The organism is Kitasatospora sp. NPDC053057, from assembly GCF_044546945.1.
GTDB lineage: Bacteria > Actinomycetota > Actinomycetes > Streptomycetales > Streptomycetaceae > Kitasatospora.
The window spans coordinates 43,521-63,253 of record NZ_JBITZP010000018.1 but is presented as its reverse complement, the minus strand read 5'-3'; the positions used below and the strand labels follow the sequence as shown (position 1 = coordinate 63,253).

Annotated in this window: 16 protein-coding genes; 7 read left to right on the top strand and 9 right to left on the bottom strand. The window is 73.8% G+C overall.

Annotated elements, in window-relative coordinates; genetic code table 11:
• Entirely contained in the window at window positions 1-648 is a 648-nt protein-coding gene (locus ACIG5E_RS20140; RefSeq protein ID WP_396535070.1) for a response regulator, read from the bottom strand.
• Window positions 633-1,892 (bottom strand): sensor histidine kinase, encoded by a 1,260-nt coding sequence (locus ACIG5E_RS20135; protein ID WP_396535068.1) that lies wholly within the window; start codon window positions 1,890-1,892, stop codon window positions 633-635. Before ACIG5E_RS20135 ends, ACIG5E_RS20140 begins: the two co-directional genes overlap by 16 nt.
• A gap of 256 nt (window positions 1,893-2,148) precedes the next feature.
• On the opposite strand from ACIG5E_RS20135, the gene ACIG5E_RS20130 reads away from it, so the two are divergent.
• From ACIG5E_RS20130 to ACIG5E_RS20110, 5 genes are all read left to right on the top strand, one after another.
• Window positions 2,149-2,895, top strand: coding sequence for a TVP38/TMEM64 family protein (locus tag ACIG5E_RS20130; protein WP_396535066.1), 747 nt, complete (start codon window positions 2,149-2,151; stop codon window positions 2,893-2,895).
• A gap of 44 nt (window positions 2,896-2,939) precedes the next feature.
• Window positions 2,940-3,455, top strand: coding sequence for a DinB family protein (locus ACIG5E_RS20125; protein ID WP_396535064.1), 516 nt, complete (start codon window positions 2,940-2,942; stop codon window positions 3,453-3,455).
• Window positions 3,456-3,724: 269 nt separating this feature from the next.
• Entirely contained in the window at window positions 3,725-4,117 is a 393-nt protein-coding gene (locus ACIG5E_RS20120; RefSeq protein WP_050366974.1) for a cell division protein SepF, read from the top strand.
• 159 nt (window positions 4,118-4,276) lie between these two features.
• The gene (locus ACIG5E_RS20115) at window positions 4,277-4,876 is read left to right on the top strand and encodes a TetR/AcrR family transcriptional regulator (RefSeq protein ID WP_396535062.1); all 600 of its coding nucleotides are present in this window, start codon (window positions 4,277-4,279) and stop codon (window positions 4,874-4,876) included.
• 68 nt (window positions 4,877-4,944) lie between these two features.
• Entirely contained in the window at window positions 4,945-6,522 is a 1,578-nt protein-coding gene (locus ACIG5E_RS20110; RefSeq protein WP_396535060.1) for an MFS transporter, read from the top strand.
• 63 nt (window positions 6,523-6,585) lie between these two features.
• Here the strand turns inward: ACIG5E_RS20110 and ACIG5E_RS20105 are convergent, their stop codons facing one another.
• The 3 genes from ACIG5E_RS20105 to ACIG5E_RS20095 form a co-directional block, all read right to left on the bottom strand.
• Complete coding sequence (locus tag ACIG5E_RS20105) at window positions 6,586-9,051, bottom strand: SpoIIE family protein phosphatase (RefSeq protein WP_396535058.1); 2,466 nt, start codon at window positions 9,049-9,051, stop codon at window positions 6,586-6,588.
• Window positions 9,052-9,196: 145 nt separating this feature from the next.
• Window positions 9,197-9,817 (bottom strand): TetR/AcrR family transcriptional regulator, encoded by a 621-nt coding sequence (locus tag ACIG5E_RS20100; protein ID WP_396535056.1) that lies wholly within the window; start codon window positions 9,815-9,817, stop codon window positions 9,197-9,199.
• A gap of 104 nt (window positions 9,818-9,921) precedes the next feature.
• Window positions 9,922-11,523 carry a 4-coumarate--CoA ligase family protein gene (locus ACIG5E_RS20095; protein WP_396535054.1) on the bottom strand — a complete coding sequence of 534 codons (1,602 nt, stop codon included), beginning with the start codon at window positions 11,521-11,523 and terminating at the stop codon, window positions 9,922-9,924.
• A 213-nt stretch (window positions 11,524-11,736) separates the two neighbouring features.
• Between ACIG5E_RS20095 and ACIG5E_RS20090 the strand changes: the two genes are divergently transcribed.
• Window positions 11,737-12,372, top strand: coding sequence for a hypothetical protein (locus tag ACIG5E_RS20090; RefSeq protein ID WP_396535052.1), 636 nt, complete (start codon window positions 11,737-11,739; stop codon window positions 12,370-12,372).
• Window positions 12,359-13,042: a class F sortase gene (locus ACIG5E_RS20085; protein WP_396535050.1), complete on the top strand. Its 684-nt coding sequence runs from the start codon at window positions 12,359-12,361 to the stop codon at window positions 13,040-13,042. Before ACIG5E_RS20090 ends, ACIG5E_RS20085 begins: the two co-directional genes overlap by 14 nt.
• A 27-nt stretch (window positions 13,043-13,069) precedes the next feature.
• On the opposite strand, the gene ACIG5E_RS20080 is transcribed toward ACIG5E_RS20085, so the two are convergent.
• The 4 genes from ACIG5E_RS20080 to ACIG5E_RS20065 are packed head-to-tail and all read right to left on the bottom strand — an operon-like array spanning window position 13,070 to window position 19,603.
• On the bottom strand, window positions 13,070-14,242 hold the full coding sequence (locus tag ACIG5E_RS20080) for an acyl-CoA dehydrogenase family protein (protein ID WP_396535048.1): 1,173 nt from the start codon (window positions 14,240-14,242) through the stop codon (window positions 13,070-13,072).
• A 59-nt stretch (window positions 14,243-14,301) separates the two neighbouring features.
• The gene (locus ACIG5E_RS20075) at window positions 14,302-16,245 is read right to left on the bottom strand and encodes an acetyl/propionyl/methylcrotonyl-CoA carboxylase subunit alpha (protein WP_396535046.1); all 1,944 of its coding nucleotides are present in this window, start codon (window positions 16,243-16,245) and stop codon (window positions 14,302-14,304) included.
• 14 nt (window positions 16,246-16,259) lie between these two features.
• Window positions 16,260-17,858, bottom strand: a complete 1,599-nt coding sequence (locus ACIG5E_RS20070; protein ID WP_396535044.1) for an acyl-CoA carboxylase subunit beta — start codon at window positions 17,856-17,858, stop codon at window positions 16,260-16,262.
• Window positions 17,855-19,603 (bottom strand): acyclic terpene utilization AtuA family protein, encoded by a 1,749-nt coding sequence (locus ACIG5E_RS20065; RefSeq protein WP_396535285.1) that lies wholly within the window; start codon window positions 19,601-19,603, stop codon window positions 17,855-17,857. Before ACIG5E_RS20065 ends, ACIG5E_RS20070 begins: the two co-directional genes overlap by 4 nt.
• Window positions 19,604-19,733 lie beyond the last annotated feature (130 nt).

Here is a 19,733-nt window from a genome sequence, read left to right as displayed (position 1 = left end):
TCACGGCTGGTTCAGGTAGGTGAGGACGGCCCGGACCCGCCGGTTGGTGTCGTCGTCATCGGCGATGGCGAGCTTGCCGAACATCGAGGTGGTGTACTTGCTGATCGCGCTGTCGCTCAGGAACAGCCGCCGTCCGATGGCCTGGTTGGAGAGCCCCTCCGCCATCAGCCCGAGCACCTCGTACTCGCGCTCGGTGAGCTGGCCGAGCCCCCGCTCCGGCGGGCTCGCGGACAGCAGCTTGGCGATCACCGCCGGGTCCATCGCCGTCCCGCCGGCCGCGACCCGCTCCAGCGAGCCGATGAACTGGTCGGCGTCGAACACGCTCTCCTTCAGCAGGTAGCCGACCCCGCCGGAGCCGTCCGCCAGCAACTCCCGCGCGTACAGCTGCTCGACGTGCTGGGAGAGGATCAGGATCGGCAGCCCGGGCAGCTCGCGGCGGGCCGCGAGCGCCGCCCGCAGGCCCTCGTCCGACTGGGTCGGCGGCATCCGGACGTCGACCACGGAGACGTCCGGGCGGTGGGCCAGCAGCGCGTCGAGCGTCTCGGGCCCGGTGGAGGCGGTGGCCACCACCTCGTGCCCGCACGCCTCGATCAGGTGGACCATCCCCTCGCGCAGCAGGTAGAGGTCTTCGGCTACGAGGATTCGCATGGCACCGTCATCCTGACGTGGGTCGGTCCGCCGGGCGGACTGGTGATCTCAAGGGAGCCGTCGAAGGCGTCGAGGCGGCGGCGCAGGCCCGCGAGCCCGCCGCCGGGCCGTTCCCGGACACCGCCCGAGCCGTCGTCCTCGACCTCGACGACGAGCCCGTGTTCGTCCTGGCGGAAAGTGACGCCGGCCCGGGTCGCCCCGCCGTGCTTGACGGCGTTGGTGAGCAGCTCGGCGACACCGAAGTACACGGCGGACTCGATCGGCGCGTCCACCCGCACCAGGGCCGCTGCGTCGACCGTCACCTTCAGCCGCAGGTCCAGGGCGAGGGCGCGGACGGCGTCCACCAGTCCTCGTTCGGTCAGCACCGGCGGGCTGATGCCCTGGATCAGGTCGCGCAGTTCGGCCAGCGAGGCCTTCGCGCCGTCCTGGGCGTCCCGCATCAGCGCCTTGGCCCGCTCCGGGTCGCGCTCCACCAGCCGTTGGGCGGTGGCCAGCGAGAGCCCGAGCGCCACCAGCCGGGCCTGCGCCCCGTCGTGCAGGTCCCGTTCGATCCGGCGGATCTCGGCGGCCTGGGCGACGGTGGCGTCCGCCCGCTGGGCGGTCAGCTCCGCCACCCGCTCGGCCAGCGCCATCGCCCGCGAGGGCCGCAGGAAGCGCTCGGCCACCGGCGTCACCACCCGCCAGGCGTACGGCGCGCTGCCGACGGCCAGCAGTACGCCGAGCGCCCCGACCAGCCGGGCGGTGGCCTGCGGCCGGGCGAACCCGAGCACGGCCGCGGCCAGCGCGGCCGGCGGCAGCGCGGCGACCGGGCCCGCGGTGAGCGCCGCGACCGCGACGAACCGCAGGTCGCGCAGGTTGGCGGGGTCGCGCCAGCGGACCCTCCAGTGCTGGTCCATCAGGGCGTCGCGGCGGGTCTTCTCGTACGTGAAGCCGTTCCACCAGAACCCGGTGGACATCCGGGTCACCGGCGGGGCCTGCCGGTAGCCGGCGGGCAGAACGGTGCCGCCCCAGCGCGCGACCAGGGCGCGCACGGACCGGCACACCGGGCGGCTCAGCGCGAGGGTGCCCACGCACACCAGCACCAGCGGCAGCAGCCACGACCACGGGTTGGCCGGCCCCCAGGACCACCCCAGCGCCACCGCGCCCGCCCACACGGCCGGGACCAGCAGGGTCACCGCCGCGACCGCGACCGCCCGCAGGAACCCCGTCGCGGCCCCCGCCGCCCACCGGCCGAACTTCCCCATGGCCCTTCCTCGCCTTCCGTCGGTGCACCCACTGTGCACCGCGCGGAACCCCCGTCCGCCCCGGCCCGGGCCAGGAGTGTGGCCAGCCCCACCCAGCTGTGGGCCCAGCCGGACAGCCGGCCAGTACGACCGCGGCAAGATCCCCGTCCGCCATCATGCCGATCACGATCACCGGCGTCGAGCCTCGACCGGACCGACCGACGAACCGACCCGACCGACGAACCGGCCCGCTCCGGGGACGGGTTAGGCTCTGGCGGTGCCCGCAGCCCTGACCGCCTCCGCCGCGCCGACCACCGAAGAGCCCGCCGAACCCGCCGCCCACGACCCGCAGCACCCGGCCCGCCCGGCCCGCTCGGCCTGGTGGCGGTTCGGCCTGCTGGTGGTGCTGCTGGGGGCCTGCGCCGGCTCGCTGCTGCTGTGGAGCCCGACGGACCTGCTCTCGGGCGGGCTGGCGGACCGGATGCCCGGCTACTGGTTCGCCCCGCTGTTCGCCCTCGTCTACGCGATCGGGACGCTCGCCTTCGTGCCGCGCCCCGCGCTGAACGCCGTCGCCGGCCTGCTGCTGGGCGTCCAGCAGGGCGTGCTGCTCGCCGTGCTCGGCACCACCCTGGGCGCGGCCATGGCCTTCGCGCTCGGCCGGGGCCTGGGCCGGGAGGCCCTGAAGCCCTACCTGCGCGGCAAGGTGCTCGGCGCCCTCGACCAGCGCTTCACCGACCAGGGCTTCCGCAGCGTGCTGGTGCTGCGGCTGCTCCCCGGTCTGCCCTTCCAGGCGGGCAACTACGGCGCGGCCTTCTCCGGGGTCCGCTTCGTCCCCTTCCTCCTCGCCACCGCGATCGGCGTCGTCCCGACCACGGCCGTCTACGTCATCGCCGCCGCCAGCGCGGACCAGCCCGGTTCGGCGGCCTTCCTGGTCTCCGCCGGGGTGATCGCCCTGCTCGTGGTCGGCAGCCTGGTCGGGCTCTGGCGGGCGGCCGCCGCCCGCCGCCGGGCCAGGACCGCCTGACAAATCGGTCGCACCGTGGGCCGTCGGGGATCAGGATGTCCGGCATGACCGAACTCACCCCGCGGGTGGACCCGCCGATGGCCGCCGACGAGGCCGCCATGCTCACCTCCTGGCTCGACTACCACCGCAGCACGCTCGCCCTCAAGTGCGAGGGTCTGACCGACGACCAGCTGCGGCTGCGCTCCGTCCCGCCGTCCACGCTCTCCCTGCTCGGCCTGGTCCGGCACATGGCCGAGGTCGAACGGCACTGGTTCCAGGGCATCCTGCTCGGCGAGGAGGTCGCCACCGGCCACTACTGGAGCGAGGCGGACCCGGACGGCGACTTCGACCGCGTCGACACCGCGGACGTCGCCGCCGACTTCGCGACCTGGCGCGCCGAGATCGAGGCCGCCCGCCGGGCGTCGGCCGGTCTCCCGCTGGACACCGTCGGCAAGCGGCTGCGCCGGGGCGAGGAGGTGACGCTCCGCTGGATCCTCGTCCACATGATCGAGGAGTACGCGCGACACAACGGGCATGCGGATTTGTTGCGCGAACTGGTGGACGGCTCGACCGGCGAGTGAAATCGTTTCTGCATTGTTGACAGAAGGTCAATTACGCGGCGACCGCTACCGATATGGTCTACGCGCGCAACCGTACCGAGCTGCGCCGCGTCGATGTCTTCACCCGGGTTCGCCCGGGGTTCCGGTGCGGCACGACTCGTACGGAGGCCGCGAGCGGGCACGGGACCGGTGAACAGTGCGATACTCGGACAGTTCCGACGAGTGGATGACGTGTCAAAAAGGACACGCACCCCGGGGGGACCAGACGGGACGAGGCAGGGAGGCGCGGCATGGGAGCACTTCGCGACGAACACCACAACGGGTGGCTGATGCCCTCCGGGAACTACCCGGCCGCGGTGTACGACGACGAGTGGGTGGATCAGGAGACGGTGCCCGCCGTCCCCGCGCCCGCGAAGATCGTCTCCCTGCGGCCGACGGGCTTCGAGGCGGCCCGCACGGTCGGCGAGCACATCCGGGCGAGCACCCCGGTGGTCATGGACCTCACCGAGATGGACGAGGCCGAGGCCAAGCGCATGGTCGACTTCGCCTCCGGGCTGATCTTCGGCACCCGGGGCGGCATCGAGCGGATCGCCCGCCGGGTCTTCCTGCTCACCCCGGCGGACGTCGAGGTGATGGTGATCGACCGCCCGCTCGACGAGACCGGGTTCTACAACCAGAGCTGACCGGAACAGCGCGGGCCGAACGGCCCGCAGCACTCCACCGGGGACGGCACACCAGCCGTCCCCGGTTTTTGCCGTCCGGACGCGGTTAGCGAATGACTCAGGTGAGTCCCCGAGAATAATTCTGAGACATAGATGTCTCACTTGGCTTACACTCGACCCATGGCCACCGACCGCGACACCGTGCTGGAAGCCGCCGTCGGCGTGCTGTCCCGCCGCCCCACCGCCCACCTGGACGAGATCGCCCGCGCCGCGGGCATCAGCCGGGCCACCCTGCACCGGCTGTTCCCCGGCCGCGACGCGCTGATCCGCGACGTCGGCCTGCTCGGGCTGCAGCGCTTCGCCGCCGCCCTGGACACCGCCGCCGTCGAAGAGGGCGACGCCCAGGCGGCGCTGCGCCGCCTGGTGGACGCCGCCGTCCCGGACGCCATGCTCTGCGCCTTCCTGGCCGGCGAGAACCAGCTCTACGACCACGACGACATCAACGACCTCTGGGAGGTCCAGATCGACCGGCTGCACGCGCTCTTCCTGCGCGGGCAGCGCGAGGGCGTCTTCCGGATCGAACTGAGCGCCGCCTGGCTGAGCGAGGCCTTCTTCGACCTGGTGGCCGGGATCGGCTGGGCCATCCAGGACGGCCGGCTCGCCCCGCGCGACGCCGCCTTCTCGCTCGCCGAGCTGTTCCTCGGCGGCGCGCTGCGCCGGGACCCCGTTCCTTCGACCCATCACACCTCGGACCGGAAACCGGAAACCGATACCCCATGAGCGAGCGAATCATCAAGGGCAGCGCATCGAGCGAAGCGTCTGCCGAGCGCAGCGAGGTGGGTGGGCGCATGAGCAGTACCGCCGCCCTGACCGCCCGCCAGCGCTGGACCGGCCTCGCCGTCCTGGTGCTGGCCGTCACCGTGGTCGCCCTGGACGCGACCGTGCTCTCCCTCGCCCTCCCCTCCATCAGCGAGACGCTGCGCCCCAGCGGCACCCAGCTGCTCTGGATCGGCGACTCCTACTCCTTCGTGCTGGCCGGCCTGCTGGTCAGCATGGGCGCCCTGAGCGACCGGATCGGCCGCAAGAAGCTGCTGCTGACCGGCGCCACCGCCTTCGGCGCCGCCTCGCTGCTGGCCGCGTACGCGCCGGGCCCGGGCTGGCTGATCCTGGCCCGGGCGCTGCTCGGCGTCGCCGGGGCGACGATCATGCCCTCCACCCTCTCGCTGATCCGCAGCCTCTTCCCGGACGACCGGGAGCGGGCCACCGCGATCGGCATCTGGGGCGCGGCCGCCACCGCCGGTGCCGCGCTCGGGCCGGTGGTCGGCGGGCTGCTGCTGGAGCACTTCTGGTGGGGTTCGGTGTTCCTGCTGAACATCCCGGTGCTGATCCTGCTGCTGGTGTCCGGCGCCTGGCTGCTGCCCGAGTCCCGGGACCCGAAGCCGGGGCGCTGGGACGTGCTGAGCGTCGCGCTGTCGATGGCCGGGGTGATCGGCGTGGTGTACGCGATCAAGGAGTGCGCCGCGCACGGCCTCGCCCGCTGGGACGTCCCGGTCACCTTCCTGCTGGGCGCCGCCGCGCTGACCCTCTTCGTCCGCCGCCAGCTGCGGCTGGAGACCCCGCTGCTGGACGTCCGGCTGTTCCGTGACCGCCGGTTCACCGCCGCCGTGACGGCCTCGCTGATCTCGCTGGTCGGTCTGTCCGGCGTGATCTTCGTGGTCTCCCAGTACCTCCAGCTGGTGCGCGGCTACCAGCCGCTCCAGGCAGGCCTGGCGGAGCTGCCGGCCTTCGCCGGCTCGGTGGCCGGCGGGCTGCTCACCGCCCGGATCGCCCGGCGCTTCGGCGCGCGCTGGGCGCTGGCCGTCAGCCTGCTGGCGATGGGCCTGGCCGCGGGCGCGCTGGGCTGGCTGGAGCAGGACACAACCTACCTGCTGCTGGCCGTCTCCTTCCTGGTGACCGGCACCGCCGAGGGCGTGGTCTACACGCTCGGCGCCGACCTGGTGCTGACCGCCGCGCCCGCCGACAAGGCCGGGGCCGCCTCGGCGGTCTCGGAGACGGCGTACGAGCTGGGCACGGCGCTCGGCATCGCGCTGGTCGGCTCGGTGGTCGGCTCGATCTACGCGAACGGGCTGTCCGTCCCGGCCGGGGCCTCCCCGGAGGTCGCCGCCCGGGCCGGGGAGTCGCTGGGCGCGGCCGTGGAGACGGCGCAGGGGCTGTCGCCGGAGCTGGCTCAGCCGCTGCTGGCGAGCGCGAAGGACTCCTTCGTGCACGGCATGAACAGCGCCGGGCTGCTGGCCGGGGTGCTGCTGGTCGGCGCCGCCGCACTGGCCTGGTGGCTGCTGCGCGGGCGGTCCGCGCCGACGCCGGCCGAGCCGGTCGAGCCGGTCGAGGCCGCCCGGCCCGAGCAGCCGCAGCAGGTGCACGCGTAGAGAGCGGAGGAGAACGGCCGTTCCCGATTCGGGAACGGCCGTTCTCGCCCCCGGGGGCATCGGCTACGAGGCCCCGAAGGGCAGTTCCAGCTCGGCCCAGACCACCTTGCCGTCCATGGTCAGCCGGCTGCCCCAGCGCTGGGCCAGCTCGCTGACCAGGAACATCCCGCGCCCGCCCTCGTCCTGCTCGGCGAAGGGGCGCAGCTGCGGGGTCTGGCCGCCGGCGTCGGAGACCTCCAGGGTGAGCACCCGGTCGCGGAACAGCCGCAGTCGGCGCGGCGCCTCGGCGTGCAGCAGGGCGTTCGTGACCAGCTCGCTGACCAGCAGTTCGGCGTAGTCGGAGAGCGCGCTGAGGCCCCAGGCCTCCAGGGTGGCGCGGGTGAAGCGGCGGGCCTTGCCGGGGAGCTTGCCGCCGCCGGTGAGCGGGAGGGTGGCGATCCGGTCGGCGGGCACCGGCAGCGCCCTGGCCATGATCATCGCGATGTCGTCCTCGGTGCCGTCGGTGACCAGGGCGCCGATCACGGCGTCGCAGGTCTCCTCCAGCGTCCGGCCGGGCCCGGCCAGGGTGCGGGCGAGCAGGTCGATGCCGTGGTCCAGGTCCTGGCCGCGCCGCTCGACCAGGCCGTCGGTGTAGAGGGCGAGCATGCCGCCCTCGGGGAGGGTGAACCCGATCGACTCGAAGGCGACCCCGCCGACGCCCAGCGGCACGCCCGGCGGCACCTCGACCCTGCGGGCCACGCCGTCGGTGCCGACCCAGACCGGCGGCAGGTGCCCGGCCGAGGCGACCTGGACGGTGCGCTCCAGCGGGTCGTAGACCGCGCAGATGCAGGTGGCGAACTGGCCCTCGCCGATCCCCGAGGCGGTCTCGTCCAGTCGGGTGAGGACCTGCTCGGGCGGCATGTCCAGGGTGGCGAGGGTCCGGGCGACGGTGCGCAGCTGGCCCATGGTGGCGGCGGCCCGGATGCCGTGGCCCATCACGTCGCCGACCACCAGGGCGACCCGCCCGCAGGACAGCGGCACCACGTCGAACCAGTCGCCGCCGACCTCGCTGACCACGCTGCTGGGCAGGTAGCGGTAGGCGATCTCCAGGCCGAGGGTGCGGTGGATCTCCTGCGGCAGCAGGCTGCGCTGCAGGGTGAGGGCGGTCTCCCGCTCGCGGCGGTAGAGCCGGGCGTTGTCGAGGGCCAGGGCGGTGCGGGCGACGAGTTCCTCGGCGAGTGCGACGTCGGCCTCGTTGAAGGGCTCGGGGTTGCGCATCCGGATGAACTCGGAGCCGCCGAGCACCATGCCCCGGGCGGTGATCGGGACCATCAGGTACGAGTGGATGCCGGCGGCCATCCCGGGGGCGACCCGGTCCTCGCTGGACACCAGACCGCGCAGCACCTCCTCGTCCACGTGCCTGCGCAGCAGCGGCCGGCCGCTGCGCAGGCACTGGGTGTAGCTGCGGTCGGGGGCGTACTCGGAGGTCTCGCCGACGACGTCCACGGCGTGCGCGAGGCCGGTGTCGTAGTTCTCCCCGACGGCGACGGCGCGCAGGGTGACGGAGCGGTCGGAGGGGATCGGGGTGGGCTCGGCGCCGCGCAGCACCGGCTCCAGCAGGTCGACGGTGGCGAAGTCGGCGAACCGGGGGACGACCGCCTCGATCAGCTCCTCGGCGGTGCGCTGGAGGTCGAGGGTGGTGCCGATCCGGGCGGTGGCCTCGGCGATGGTGGCGAGCCGCTCCTGGGCGCGGGCGGCGCGGGCCTCGGCCTGGAAGCGCTCGGTGACGTCGATGATCGAGGAGCAGACGCCGAAGACCTTGCCGGTGGAGTCCTCCAGCCGGAAGTAGGAGGCGGACCAGGCGTGGTCCCGCCGGGGGTCGCCGGGGACGCGGCCGTGCGAGCGGGCGTCGACCACGGGCTTGCCGCTCTTGAGGACCTGTCTCATGGTCTGTTCGATCTCGGCGGTGTTGATGCCGGGCAGCACGGCGGATATCCGTCGGCCGAGGTGGGCGGCGACCGGGACGCCGTTCATCCGGGCCAGCGCCTCGTTGATCCGGACGAAGCGCAGCTCGGTGTCGTAGACGGCCATGCCGATCGGGGAGCGGCCGAAGATGCCGTCCAGCACGGCCAGGTCGGCCTCGATCGCGTGGATGGCCCGGGTGTCCGAGGCAGTGGCGAGCAGCAGCAGGGTGCCGGCCGGTCCGGCGATCGGGTAGGTGCGGAACTCCAGCTCGACCCGGTGCCCGTCGCGGTGGCGGACCGGGAAGACGAAGGAGGCGCCGCTGCCGGCCATGATCTGCTGGAACAGGCCGAGCACGGCGGGGCGGTCGGTCTCGTCGGTGAGCAGTTGGGCGGCGTAGCTGCCGACGGCCTCCTCGGCGGGGTAGCCGAGCAGGGCCTCGGCGTCCTCGCTCCAGTGCAGGATCAGTCCGTCGGCCTGGAGCAGGGCCGTGGCGAGCGGGACGAGGCGGTGGCCTTCCGGGCGTGCGGGATCGTCGTCCGGCGCGGGGCCGGCGGCGGCGGTCGCTTCCCACTCGTGTCCGTGCATTCAGGCAGCACCCCGGTTCGGCTCGTGCCCGGCCGGATGGGCCTCACGGTCCGTGCCGGCCGGGTTTCTTCTCCAGACTGCACGGACATCCGCCGCCCGGCGACCCCTTGGTCAGGGGGCCTCCGGTCGCTCGGTTGTACGGGCGTCATGGGCGTACCGGCCGCAGCGTACTCTCCAGAACGCCCGCCCACTGCCGGATCACCCCGGAACGTCGAAGGCTGTCGTCGGTGAGCAGGTTGGCCAGGCCGAGTCCGCGGGCGAGGTCGAGGGTGGCCTGCACCGATTCGCGCACGCCGGGGCGGCTCTCGTCGGCGTCCAGGAACTCCACGGCGGCCCGGTGGGCCTCCCGGCCGACGTGGCCCTCCAGGGCGATGATCCGCTCGCGCAGGCCCTCCTCGGTGGCGGCGGCGGTCCACAAGTGCAGGGCGGCGCGGAACAGCGGGCCGGTGTAGAGGCGGACGATCATGTCGACCACGGCCCGGGTGCGGTCGGGGCTGGCGGCCGGCAGGTCGTCCGCGTGGGCGCGGACGGCTGCCAGCCGCTCGGCGGTGACCTGCTCGACGGCCGCGGTGAAGAGGTCCTCGCGGGTCGGGAAGTGGTGCTGGGCGGCGCCCCGGGAGACGCCGGCCCGTTCGGCGACCACGGTGACGGTGGAGCCCTGCCAGCCGAGCTCGGCCAGGCAGTCCACGGCGGCCGCGAGCAGCCGGGCCCGGGTCGCGCGGCTGCGCTCCTGCTGGGGGGTGCGGACGGCGGGGTGGCTGGTCATGGCGGGTGGCGGTTCCTGTATCGATGGGGTCTGTTCGGGTGGGGTCGCGGCGGGTAGATCCTCACAGACCGGCCGCGGTCTTCGTCCGCCGGGGGCCCCGGCCTTCAGGCGGCGGCTCCGGCCCGGGCGGCCTCGCGGGCGCGCAGTTCGCGGCGCAGGATCTTGCCGGCCGCGGACTTGGGGACGGCGTCCACGAACTCCACCGCGCGCACCCTCTTGTACGGGGCGACCTGCCCGGCTACGTAGCCGGTGACCTCCTCCGCGGTCAGGCCGCTGCCCGGGGCGCGGACCACGAAGGCCTTGGGGCACTCCATGCCGTCGGCGTCGGGGACGCCGATCACGGCGGCGTCGGCGATCTGGGGGTGGCCGAGCAGCACGGCCTCCAGTTCGGCGGGGGCGACCTGGTAGCCCTTGTACTTGATCAGCTCCTTGACCCGGTCGACGACGAACAGGTAGCCGCGCTCGTCCACGTAGCCGATGTCGCCGGTGTGCAGCCAGCCCTCGGCGTCGACCATGGCGGCGGTGTCGGAGGGCCGGCCGAAGTAGCCCTTCATCACCTGGGGGCCGCGGATCAGCAGCTCGCCCTGCTCCCCCGGGCCGAGGTCGTCGTCGGAGCCGTCCAGGGCGGTGACCCGCAGTTCGGTGGAGGGGACGATCCGGCCGACCGAGCCGGGCGAGGGGTCCGGCTCGGTCGGGGAGACCACGTGGGTCACGGGCGACAGCTCGGTCATCCCGTAGCCCTGGAGCAGGTGCGGCAGGCCCAGTCGGCGGGCGCAGGCCTCGGCGAGTTCCTGGTCCAGCGGGGCGGCCGCGCACAGCAGGTACTCGACGGAGGAGAGGTCGAAGCGGTCCACGAGCGGGTGCTTGGCCAGCGCGAGGACGATCGGCGGGGCGACCACCAGGCCCTGCACCCGGTGCTGCTCGATCGCGCGGCAGAACTGCTCCAGGTCGAAGCGGGGCAGCACGACCACGGTGGCGCCGCACCGCAGCGGCTGGTTGAGCAGCGCGGTCAGGCCGTAGATGTGGAAGAAGGGCAGCACGGCGAGCACCCGCTCGCCCACGGCGGGGCGGTAGAGGGCGTCGGTCTGGGCGAGGTTGGTGGCGATCGAGCGGTGGGTGAGCATCACGCCCTTGGGCAGGCCGGTGGTGCCGCTGGAGTACGGCAGGACGGCGATGTCCTGGCCCGGGTCGATGGCCGGCTCGGGGGCGGGGCCGGTGGCGGCCAGCAGGTCGGCGAGCGAGGGGTGGCCCTCGGCGCCGTCCAGGACGACCGTCCCGGTCAGCGGGCGGCCGGCGGCGGCGAGCAGGTCGGCGGCCGCCCGGGCGGCCGGCAGGAACGGCGAGACGGTGATCAGCCAGCGCGCGTCGCTGTCGCCCAGCTGGCCGGCCAGTTCGCCGGGGGTGCTCAGCGAGGACACCGTGGTCACGGTGGCGCCGGCCCGGGTGGCGCCGTAGTAGGCCGTCGGGTAGGCGATCGAGTTGGGGCTGAACAGCGCCACCACGTCGCCCTTGCGCACCCCTGCCTCGGCCAGCCCGGCGGCGACCCGCTCGACCGAGGCGGCGAGCCGGGCGTAGCTGACCCGCTCCCCGGTGAGGCCGTCGATCAGGGCCGTCCGGTCTCCGTACCGGGCGGCCGACGAGAGCACCGCTTCATGGATCGGCAGGTCGACGTCGGGGACGTCCGGGAACTCGCTTCGGAACACCAAGGCATGCCTCCAGCAAGGAAGTTGACGCGACAACTAGTTGGTTTCGGGGCGCGTTCAGGAGCATACGGACCGTCAGGGGGGTGGCTGGGCCATTGTGGGGAACCGGAGCCGGAGCACGCGTGGCGCAGTTGCTCCGAGGGGCGCCCACCCGGACGGTGTTGCACCACGGCCGCCCGCCCCCGGGTGCGGCCCCGGACCCTGGCGCAACCCCCCGTGAGACCCACCCCCGCCACCCTGCCGTCCGCCCGCCGCCTGCTCGCCACCGCCACCGCCGCGGCCGCGCTCGCCCTCGGTGCCGCGCCGGTCGCGCTGGCCGCACCGGGCGACAACGGCGACGTCAAGGTGCACGAGAGCACCACTCCGGTGACCGACCAGAGCAACCAGACCAAGGTCTGCAAGTTCTACCTGGACGCCTTCAACTTCGACACCGTCCAGCGGGTCAACTGGACGATCGAGCAGAACCCGCCGACCGGCACCGCACTGGTGCTGGCCGGATCCATCACCCTCACCAACGGCACCGGCGCGACCAGCGTGTTCACCCTTCCGAACGGGCACTACAAGCTCGAATGGACGTTCGCGGGTGAGAGCGGCACGGCGAAGCAGAAGGTCTTCGAGGTCTCCTGCGCCACCTCCTCCCCGTCTCCCTCGCACTCGCCCTCGGTGTCCCCCGGCCACTCGCCGAACCCCTCGCCCAGCGGCGGACCGCACGGCGGGGTCGGCACCGGTGGCGGCGGCACCTCCGGCGCCGACGCCGCCGAGGTGCTCGGCGGCGTCGCACTGGTCATCGGCGCGGGCGGCCTGGGCCTCCGCGCGATGCGCCGCCGCCCCGGGCGCAATGCCGAGTCCTGACCGCCCCACCCGCGCGCCGCGCGGTGGCCCCGGCCCCTGGCGGGCCGGGGTCGCCGCGCTCGCGTTGGCGGCGAGCGGCGCCTGGCTGGTCCACGACGGCACCACCGGCCGGAACGGGCCGCCGCTGCCGCCCGCCCCCGCCGACTCGCAGACCGCCGGGCCGTCACCGACCGCGAAACCGGCCCCGACCCCGAAACCCGCCTTCCCACCGCTGTCGGCCTCGGTGCCGACCCGGATCCGGATCCCCTCGATCAAGGTCGACGCCCCGGTGGCCGGCCTGGGGCTGACCGCCGCCCGGCAGCTGAACACCCCGCCGATGGACCAGCGCAACCTGGCCGGCTGGTACCGGGACGGCACCTCGCCCGGCGCGGCCGGGAACGCCCTGGTCGTCGGCCACGCCGACAACCACACCGGACCAGCCGTGTTCTACCGGCTCGGACTGCTGCGCCCGGGCGACACCGTCGAGGTGACCCGCAAGGACCGGCGCACGGCGGTGTTCACCGTGGACTCGGTCCGGGTCTTCCCGAAGCGGGACTTCCCGGACGCCCTGGTGTACGGCGCCACCGAGCGGGCCGAGCTGCGGATGATCACCTGCGGCGGGAAATTCGACCGGAAGACCGGCTACGAGTCCAACACCGTGGTGTTCGCCCACCTGTCGGGGGTCCGCTAGAGGGGGCCGCTAGACCAGTTCGCCGGATCAGTACGACTTCGGCAGACCGAGGGTGTGCTGGGCGACGTAGTTGAGCACCATCTCCCGGCTGACCGGGGCGACCCTGCCGACCCGGGTGGCGGCCAGCAGGGCGCCGAGGCCGTACTCCTGGGTGAGGCCGTTGCCGCCGAGGGTCTGCACCGCCTGGTCGACCGTCCGGGCGGCGGCCTCGCCGGCGGCGTACTTGGCCATGTTGGCGGCCTCCCCCGCGGCGACGTCCTCGCCCGCGTCGTAGAGCAGCCCGGCCTTCTGGGTCATCAGCCGGGCCAGCTCTATCTCCACCGCGCACTGGGCCAGCGGGTGCGCCAGGCCCTGGTGGGCGCCGATCGGCGTGGACCAGACGGTGCGGGTCTTCGCGTACTCCACCGCCTTGCCGAGCGCCTGGCGGGCCAGGCCGAGCGAGAACGCGGCGGTGAGGATGCGCTCCGGGTTGAGGCCGGCGAACAGCTGGAGCAGGCCGGCGTTCTCGTCGCCGACCAGGGCGTCCGCGGGCAGCCGGACGTCGTCCAGGAAGACCTGGAACTGCTTCTCGGGGGCGACGAGTTCCATCGGGATGGCCCGGTACTCGAACCCGGGGGTCTCGCGCGGGACGACGAACAGGCAGGGCTTGAGCTTGCCGGTGCGAGCGTCCTCGGTGCGGGCGACGAACAGCACGGCGTCCGAGTGGTCGATGCCGGAGACGAACACCTTGCGGCCGGTCAGCAGCCAGTCCTCGCCGTCCCGGCGGGCGACGGTGGAGATCCGGTGCGAGTTGCTGCCGGCGTCCGGCTCGGTGATGCCGAAGGCCATCCGGCGGCTGCCGTCGGCCAGTCCGGGCAGCCAGCGCTGCTTCTGCTCCTCGGTGCCGTAGCGGGCGATCACCGTGCCGCAGATCGCCGGGGAGACGATCAGCAGCAGCAACGGGCAGCCGGCGGTGCCGAGTTCCTCCAGGACGATGGCGAGGTCGCTGATGCCGCCGCCTCCGCCGCCGTACTCGGCGGGCAGGTTGACGCCCAGGTAGCCGGCCTTGCCGGCCTCCGCCCACAGTTCGTCGGCGGGCTCACCGGCCCGCGCCTTGGCGAGGTAGTAGGCGGAGCCGTAGCGGCGGCCGAGGTCGCCGACGGCCTTGCGCAGGGCGGTGCGTTCGGGGGTTTCGAGGAGCTGACTGCCGATGCCGGACATGCGGGGGTCCTTCCTCAGGCTTCTTGGGGGGCTTGCGCAGCTTCGTTCGGAGGGCCTGCTCAGACTGCTTCGGGGGACTTGACGACGGCGAGCAGGGTGCCGAGCTCGACCTGTTCGCCGGGGGTGACGCGGAGTTCGACCAGGATGCCGTCGGCCGGGGCGGTGACGCGGTGCTCCATCTTCATCGCCTCCAGCACGAGCAGCGGCTGCCCGGCGGTGACGGTGTCGCCGACGTCGGCGGCCGTGCGCAGGACGGTGCCGGGCATCGGGGCGAGCAGTGCGCCCGGCTCCGTCCGCGCGGTGGGGTCGGGGAAGCGCGACAGCGCGGTGAGCGCGGTGCTGCCGGTCGGGGTGTCGACGTACACCCGGTCGCCGTAGCGGGCGACGGCGTACGGGCGTTGGACCGCGCCCTCGCGCAGCACGACCAAGTCCGCCGCGGCCTCGACGAGTTCGACGTCCGGGTGGTCATCGGCCTCCAGACCGGCCCTGGTCCGGCGGTAGCGGACCTCCAACTCCCCTCCGTCCGCCGCCCGGTAGCGCTTGGACTGGGGCTGGGAGGGCAGGTTGCGCCAGCCGGACGGCAGGGCCGCCGGGCGGGTCGCGGCGTCGGCGAGGGCGGCGGCCAGGGCGGCGCGCCCGGCGCCCTTGCCGTCGGGGGCGGTGAGCTCGGCCGCGTGCTCGTCGAGGAAGCCGGTGTGCAGGCGTGCGGCGAGGAAGGCCGGGTGCCGCAGCGCGCGGACCAGCAACTCCCGGTTGGTGGCGGGCCCGTGGATCCGGGCGCGGGCCAGCACGTCGGCCAGCCGGCGGGCGGCGGCGGCGCGGGTCGGCGCCCGGACGATCACCTTGGCGAGCATCGCGTCGTAGTGCGGGGTGATCTCGCTGCCGGATTCGACACCGGAGTCCAGCCGCACCGCGCCGTCAGTGAACTCCGTGTGCTCGACGGGGAGTTCCAGCCGGTGCAGGGTGCCGGTGGCGGGCTGCCAGTCCTTGGCCGGGTCCTCGGCGTACAGCCGGACCTCGATCGCGTGGCCGGCGGTCGGCGGCGGGGTGGTCGATGGCAGCTTCTCCCCTTCGGCGACGGCGAGTTGGAGCGCGACCAGGTCCAGGCCGGTGACCGCCTCGGTGACCGGGTGCTCGACCTGGAGGCGGGTGTTCATCTCCAGGAAGAAGAACCGCCCGTCCTCGCCGAGCAGGAACTCGGCGGTACCGGCGCCGACGTAGCCGATCGCCCGGGCGGCGTTCACCGCCGCCGCGTGCAACTCGGCCCGCAGATCCGCCGGCAGGCCGGGGGCCGGGGCCTCCTCGATCACCTTCTGGTGCCGCCGCTGCAGCGAGCAGTCGCGGTCGCCGACCGCCCAGACCGTGCCGTGGGCGTCGGCCAGCAGCTGGACCTCGACGTGCCGGCCGGTGGGCAGGTAGCGCTCGCAGAACACCTCGTCCGAGCCGAAGGCCTTGGCCGCCTCGGCCCGGGCGGCCTCGATCCCGGCAGGCAGGTCCGCGAGGTTCCGGACGATCCGCATGCCGCGGCCGCCGCCGCCCGCCGAGGCCTTGACCAGCACCGGCAGGTCGGCCTCGGTCGGCTCGTCGAGCGCGCCCAGGACGGGCACCCCGGCACCGGCCATCAGCCGCTTGGCGGCGGTCTTGGAGCCCATCGCGGCGATCGCGGCCGGCGGCGGGCCGACCCACACCAGGCCCGCGTCCAGCACGGCCCGCGCGAACTCGGCGCTCTCGGAGAGGAATCCGTACCCCGGGTGGACGGCGTCGGCCCCGGCCGCCAGCGCGGCCCGCACGATCAGCTCGCCGCGCAGGTAGGTGTCGGCGGGCGCGGCGCCGGGCAGCCGGACGGCGGCGTCGGCCTCCCGCACGTGCGGGGCGCCGGCGTCCGGGTCGGAGTGCACCGCGGTGGTCGCGATGCCGAGCTCCCGGCAGGTGCGGAACACCCGGCGGGCGATCTCGCCCCGGTTGGCGACCAGCAGGTTGCCGATCGAAGTCTTGGGAGTCATGGTCGGTAGCCCTCTCAAAGACGGAAGACGCCGTAGCCGCGCGCGCCCTCGACCGGCGCGTTGTGGATCGCGGACAGGCACAGGCCGAGCACCGTACGGGTGTCGCGCGGGTCGATCACGCCGTCGTCGTAGAGCCGGCCGGACAGGAAGACCGGCAGCGACTCCGCCTCGATCTGCTGCTCGACCATCGCCCGGATCGCGGCGTCGGCGTCCTCGTCGTACGGCTGTCCCTTGGCCGCGGCCGACTGGCGGGCGACGATCGACAGCACCCCGGCGAGCTGCTGCGGGCCCATCACGGCGGACTTGGCGCTCGGCCAGGAGAACAGGAAGCGCGGCTCGTACGCCCGGCCGCACATGCCGTAGTGGCCGGCCCCGTAGGAGGCGCCCATCAGCACGGACAGGTGCGGGACGGTGGAGTTGGCGACGGCGTTGATCATCATCGCGCCGTGCTTGATGATGCCGCCCTGCTCGTAGTCCTTGCCGACCATGTAGCCGGTGGTGTTGTGCAGGAACAGCAGCGGGGTGTTCCGCTGGTTCGCCAACTGGATGAACTGGGCGGCCTTCTGGGACTCCGCACTGAACAGCACGCCCTGGGCGTTGGCCAGGATGCCGACCGGATAGCCGTGCAACCGGGCCCAGCCGGTGGCCAGGCTGGTGCCGTAGAGCGGCTTGAACTCGTCGAAGTCGGAGCCGTCGACGATCCGGGCGATCACCTCGCGCGGGTCGAAGGGCACCTTGAGGTCGCCGGGAACGATGCCGAGCAGTTCCTCCTCGTCGTACTTCGGCGGCTCGGCGAACCGGTCCGGGTCGGGGCCCGGCTTGCGGTGGTCGAGCCGGGCGACGATCCGGCGGGCGATCCGCAGCGCGTCCGCCTCGTCCACCGCGAAGTGGTCGGCCAGGCCGGAGGTGCGGGCGTGCATCTCGGCGCCGCCCAGCGACTCGTCGTCGGCCTCCTCGCCGGTGGCCATCTTGACCAGCGGCGGGCCGCCGAGGAAGACCTTGGCGCGCTCCTTGACCAGCACGGTGTGGTCGGACATCCCCGGCACGTAGGCGCCGCCGGCCGTCGAGTTGCCGAACACCACGGCCACGGTGGGGATTCCGGCGGCGGACAGCCGGGTGAGGTCGCGGAACAGTGCACCGCCGGGGATGAAGATCTCCTTCTGGCTGGGCAGGTCGGCGCCGCCGGACTCGACCAGGTTGACCAGCGGGAGGCGGTTGTCCAGCGCGATCTCGTTGGCCCGCAGCGCCTTTCGCAGGGTCCACGGATTGCTGGCGCCGCCGCGCACCGTCGGGTCGTTGGCGGTGATCACGCATTCGACGCCCTCGATCACGCCGATGCCGGTGACCAGCGCCGCGCCCACCGGGTAGTCGCTGCCCCAGGCCGCCAGCGGGGACAGCTCCAGGAACGGCGAGTCCTGGTCGACCAGCAGCTCGATCCGCTCGCGGGCCAGCAGCTTGCCGCGCTTGCGGTGGCGCTCAACGTACTTGGGGCCGCCGCCGGCCAGCGCCTTGGCGTGCTCGCCGTCCAGCGCGGCCAGTTTGGCGATCATCGCGGCCCGGTGCTCGGCGTACTCGGGCCCGGCCGGGTCGACACGGGTGGGCAGGGCGGTCAAAGCAGAACCTCCGGTAGGTCGGCGTGGCGTGAGCGCAGCCACTCCCCCAGGGCCTTGGCCTGGGGGTCGAAGCGGTGCTGGGCGGCGACGCCCTCGCCGAGCAGGCCGGTGAGGGTGAAGTTGACCGCCCTGAGGTTCGGCAGCAGATGCCGGGTGACGGGCAACTCGGCGGTCTCGGGGAGCAGTTCGCGCAGCTTGTCGACGGTGAGGGTGTGCGCGAGCCAGCGCCAGCCGTCCTCGGTGCGGGCCCAGACGCCGAGGTTGGCGTCGCCGCCCTTGTCGCCGCTGCGGGCGCCGAGCAGCAGGCCGAGCGGGGCGCGGCGGGTCGGGCCCGGCGGCAGCGGTTCGGGCAACTCCTGCTCCACATCGACGGGTTGGCCGGTGAGCGGGGCGGGCGGGACGGCGATCCGGCGGCCGTCCGGCAGCACGGCGGTGTGCTCGACCAGCTGGGCGTCCACGTACGCGGCGGTGAACACCCCGTACGGCGCGCCCGGGCCGGGTGGGGCGGTGAGGTGGAAGCCTGGGTAACCGGCGAGGCCCAACTCCACGGCAGCCTTGCCCAGTTCGCGGCCCACCTTGGCCGGGTCCCGGTCGCGGGCGGTCAGCCGGAGCAGAGCCGAGGCGGGCTCCTCGGCGGGGGCGTCCGGGTGGTCGGTGCGGGCGAGGGTCCAGCGCAACTCGGCCGGGCGGGCCTCGGGCGGCAGGGCGGCGGCGAACTGGCGTTGTACCAGGGCGGCCTTGGCCTCGATGTCCAGGCCGGTGAGGACGAACACCACCTCGTTGCGGTGGCCGCCCAGCCGGTTGCAGCCGACCTTCAGGGTGGACGGCGGGGCCTCGCCGCGCACGCCGTCGATCCGCACCCGGTCCGGGCTGTCCTCGGTGAGCCGGACGGTGTCCAGCCGGGCGGTGACGTCGGGGCCGAGGTAGTGCGATCCGCCGGTCTCGTAGAGGAGTTGGGCGGTGACGGTGCCGATGGTGACGGCGCCGCCGGTGCCGGGGTGCTTGGTGATCACGCTGGAGCCGTCCGCGTGCAGCTCGGCCAGCGGGAAGCCGGGGTGGTCCACGTCGTGCTCGCGGAAGAAGGCGTAGTTGCCGCCGGTGGCCTGCGCGCCGCACTCCAGGACGTGCCCGGCCACCACCGCCCCGGCGAGGGCGTCGAGGTCGGCGGCGGTCCAGCCGAAGTGGGCGATCGCGGGCCCCGCGACCAGCGCGGCGTCGGTCACCCGTCCGGTGACCACCACATCCGCGCCACCACTCAGGCAGGCGGCGATCCCGAACCCCCCGAGGTAGGCGTTGGCGGCCAGGGCGCCATCGGGCAGCCCGAGTTCGGCCCGGCGCGGCAGCAGGTCGTCGCCCTCGACGTGGGCGACGGCGGTCGGGACGCCCAGGTGGTGCGCCAACTCCCGCAACTGGTCGGCGAGTCGGGCCGGGTTGAGGCCACCCGCGTTCACCACGATCGACACGCCCCGCTCCTGGGCCAGGCCGAGGCACTCCTCCATCTGCCGCAGGAAGGTCCGGGCGTATCCGAGCGACGGATCCCTCAGCCGGTCCCGCGCCAGGATCAGCATGGTCAGCTCGGCGAGGTAGTCCCCGGTGAGCACGTCCAGCGGCCCGCCGGTGAGCATCTCCCGCACCGCCGCGAAGCGGTCCCCGTAGAACCCCGAGGCGTTGCCGATCCGCAGTACCGAGCCCGTGCGCGCCAAAGCGCCTCCCCTGCCGGTGGGTTGACGACACCCCGCACGCATGTCGCCGGGCAGCAGCGTGGCACCGGCCAAGGAAAAAAGCAATCATGCCTGCTTGTTTTAACGCCGCGTCACTCCCGGGTCGGGAACGATATTCCGTGCGCCGACCGCTCGCCGCTGGATAGCCTCGCCG

What these genes read in the sequence shown, in the direction of transcription:
- ACIG5E_RS20140 (WP_396535070.1), bottom strand. Translation starts at nt 648, where the DNA reads ATGCGAATCCTCGTAGCCGAAGACCTCTACCTGCTGCGCGAGGGGATG.
- ACIG5E_RS20135 (WP_396535068.1), bottom strand. Translation starts at nt 1,892, where the DNA reads ATGGGGAAGTTCGGCCGGTGGGCGGCGGGGGCCGCGACGGGGTTCCTG.
- ACIG5E_RS20125 (WP_396535064.1), top strand. Translation starts at nt 2,940, where the DNA reads ATGACCGAACTCACCCCGCGGGTGGACCCGCCGATGGCCGCCGACGAG.
- ACIG5E_RS20120 (WP_050366974.1), top strand. Translation starts at nt 3,725, where the DNA reads ATGGGAGCACTTCGCGACGAACACCACAACGGGTGGCTGATGCCCTCC.
- ACIG5E_RS20115 (WP_396535062.1), top strand. Translation starts at nt 4,277, where the DNA reads ATGGCCACCGACCGCGACACCGTGCTGGAAGCCGCCGTCGGCGTGCTG.
- ACIG5E_RS20110 (WP_396535060.1), top strand. Translation starts at nt 4,945, where the DNA reads ATGAGCAGTACCGCCGCCCTGACCGCCCGCCAGCGCTGGACCGGCCTC.
- ACIG5E_RS20105 (WP_396535058.1), bottom strand. Translation starts at nt 9,051, where the DNA reads ATGCACGGACACGAGTGGGAAGCGACCGCCGCCGCCGGCCCCGCGCCG.
- ACIG5E_RS20100 (WP_396535056.1), bottom strand. Translation starts at nt 9,817, where the DNA reads ATGACCAGCCACCCCGCCGTCCGCACCCCCCAGCAGGAGCGCAGCCGC.
- ACIG5E_RS20085 (WP_396535050.1), top strand. Translation starts at nt 12,359, where the DNA reads ATGCCGAGTCCTGACCGCCCCACCCGCGCGCCGCGCGGTGGCCCCGGC.
- ACIG5E_RS20080 (WP_396535048.1), bottom strand. Translation starts at nt 14,242, where the DNA reads ATGTCCGGCATCGGCAGTCAGCTCCTCGAAACCCCCGAACGCACCGCC.
- ACIG5E_RS20075 (WP_396535046.1), bottom strand. Translation starts at nt 16,245, where the DNA reads ATGACTCCCAAGACTTCGATCGGCAACCTGCTGGTCGCCAACCGGGGC.
- ACIG5E_RS20065 (WP_396535285.1), bottom strand. Translation starts at nt 19,603, where the DNA reads ATGCGTGCGGGGTGTCGTCAACCCACCGGCAGGGGAGGCGCTTTGGCG.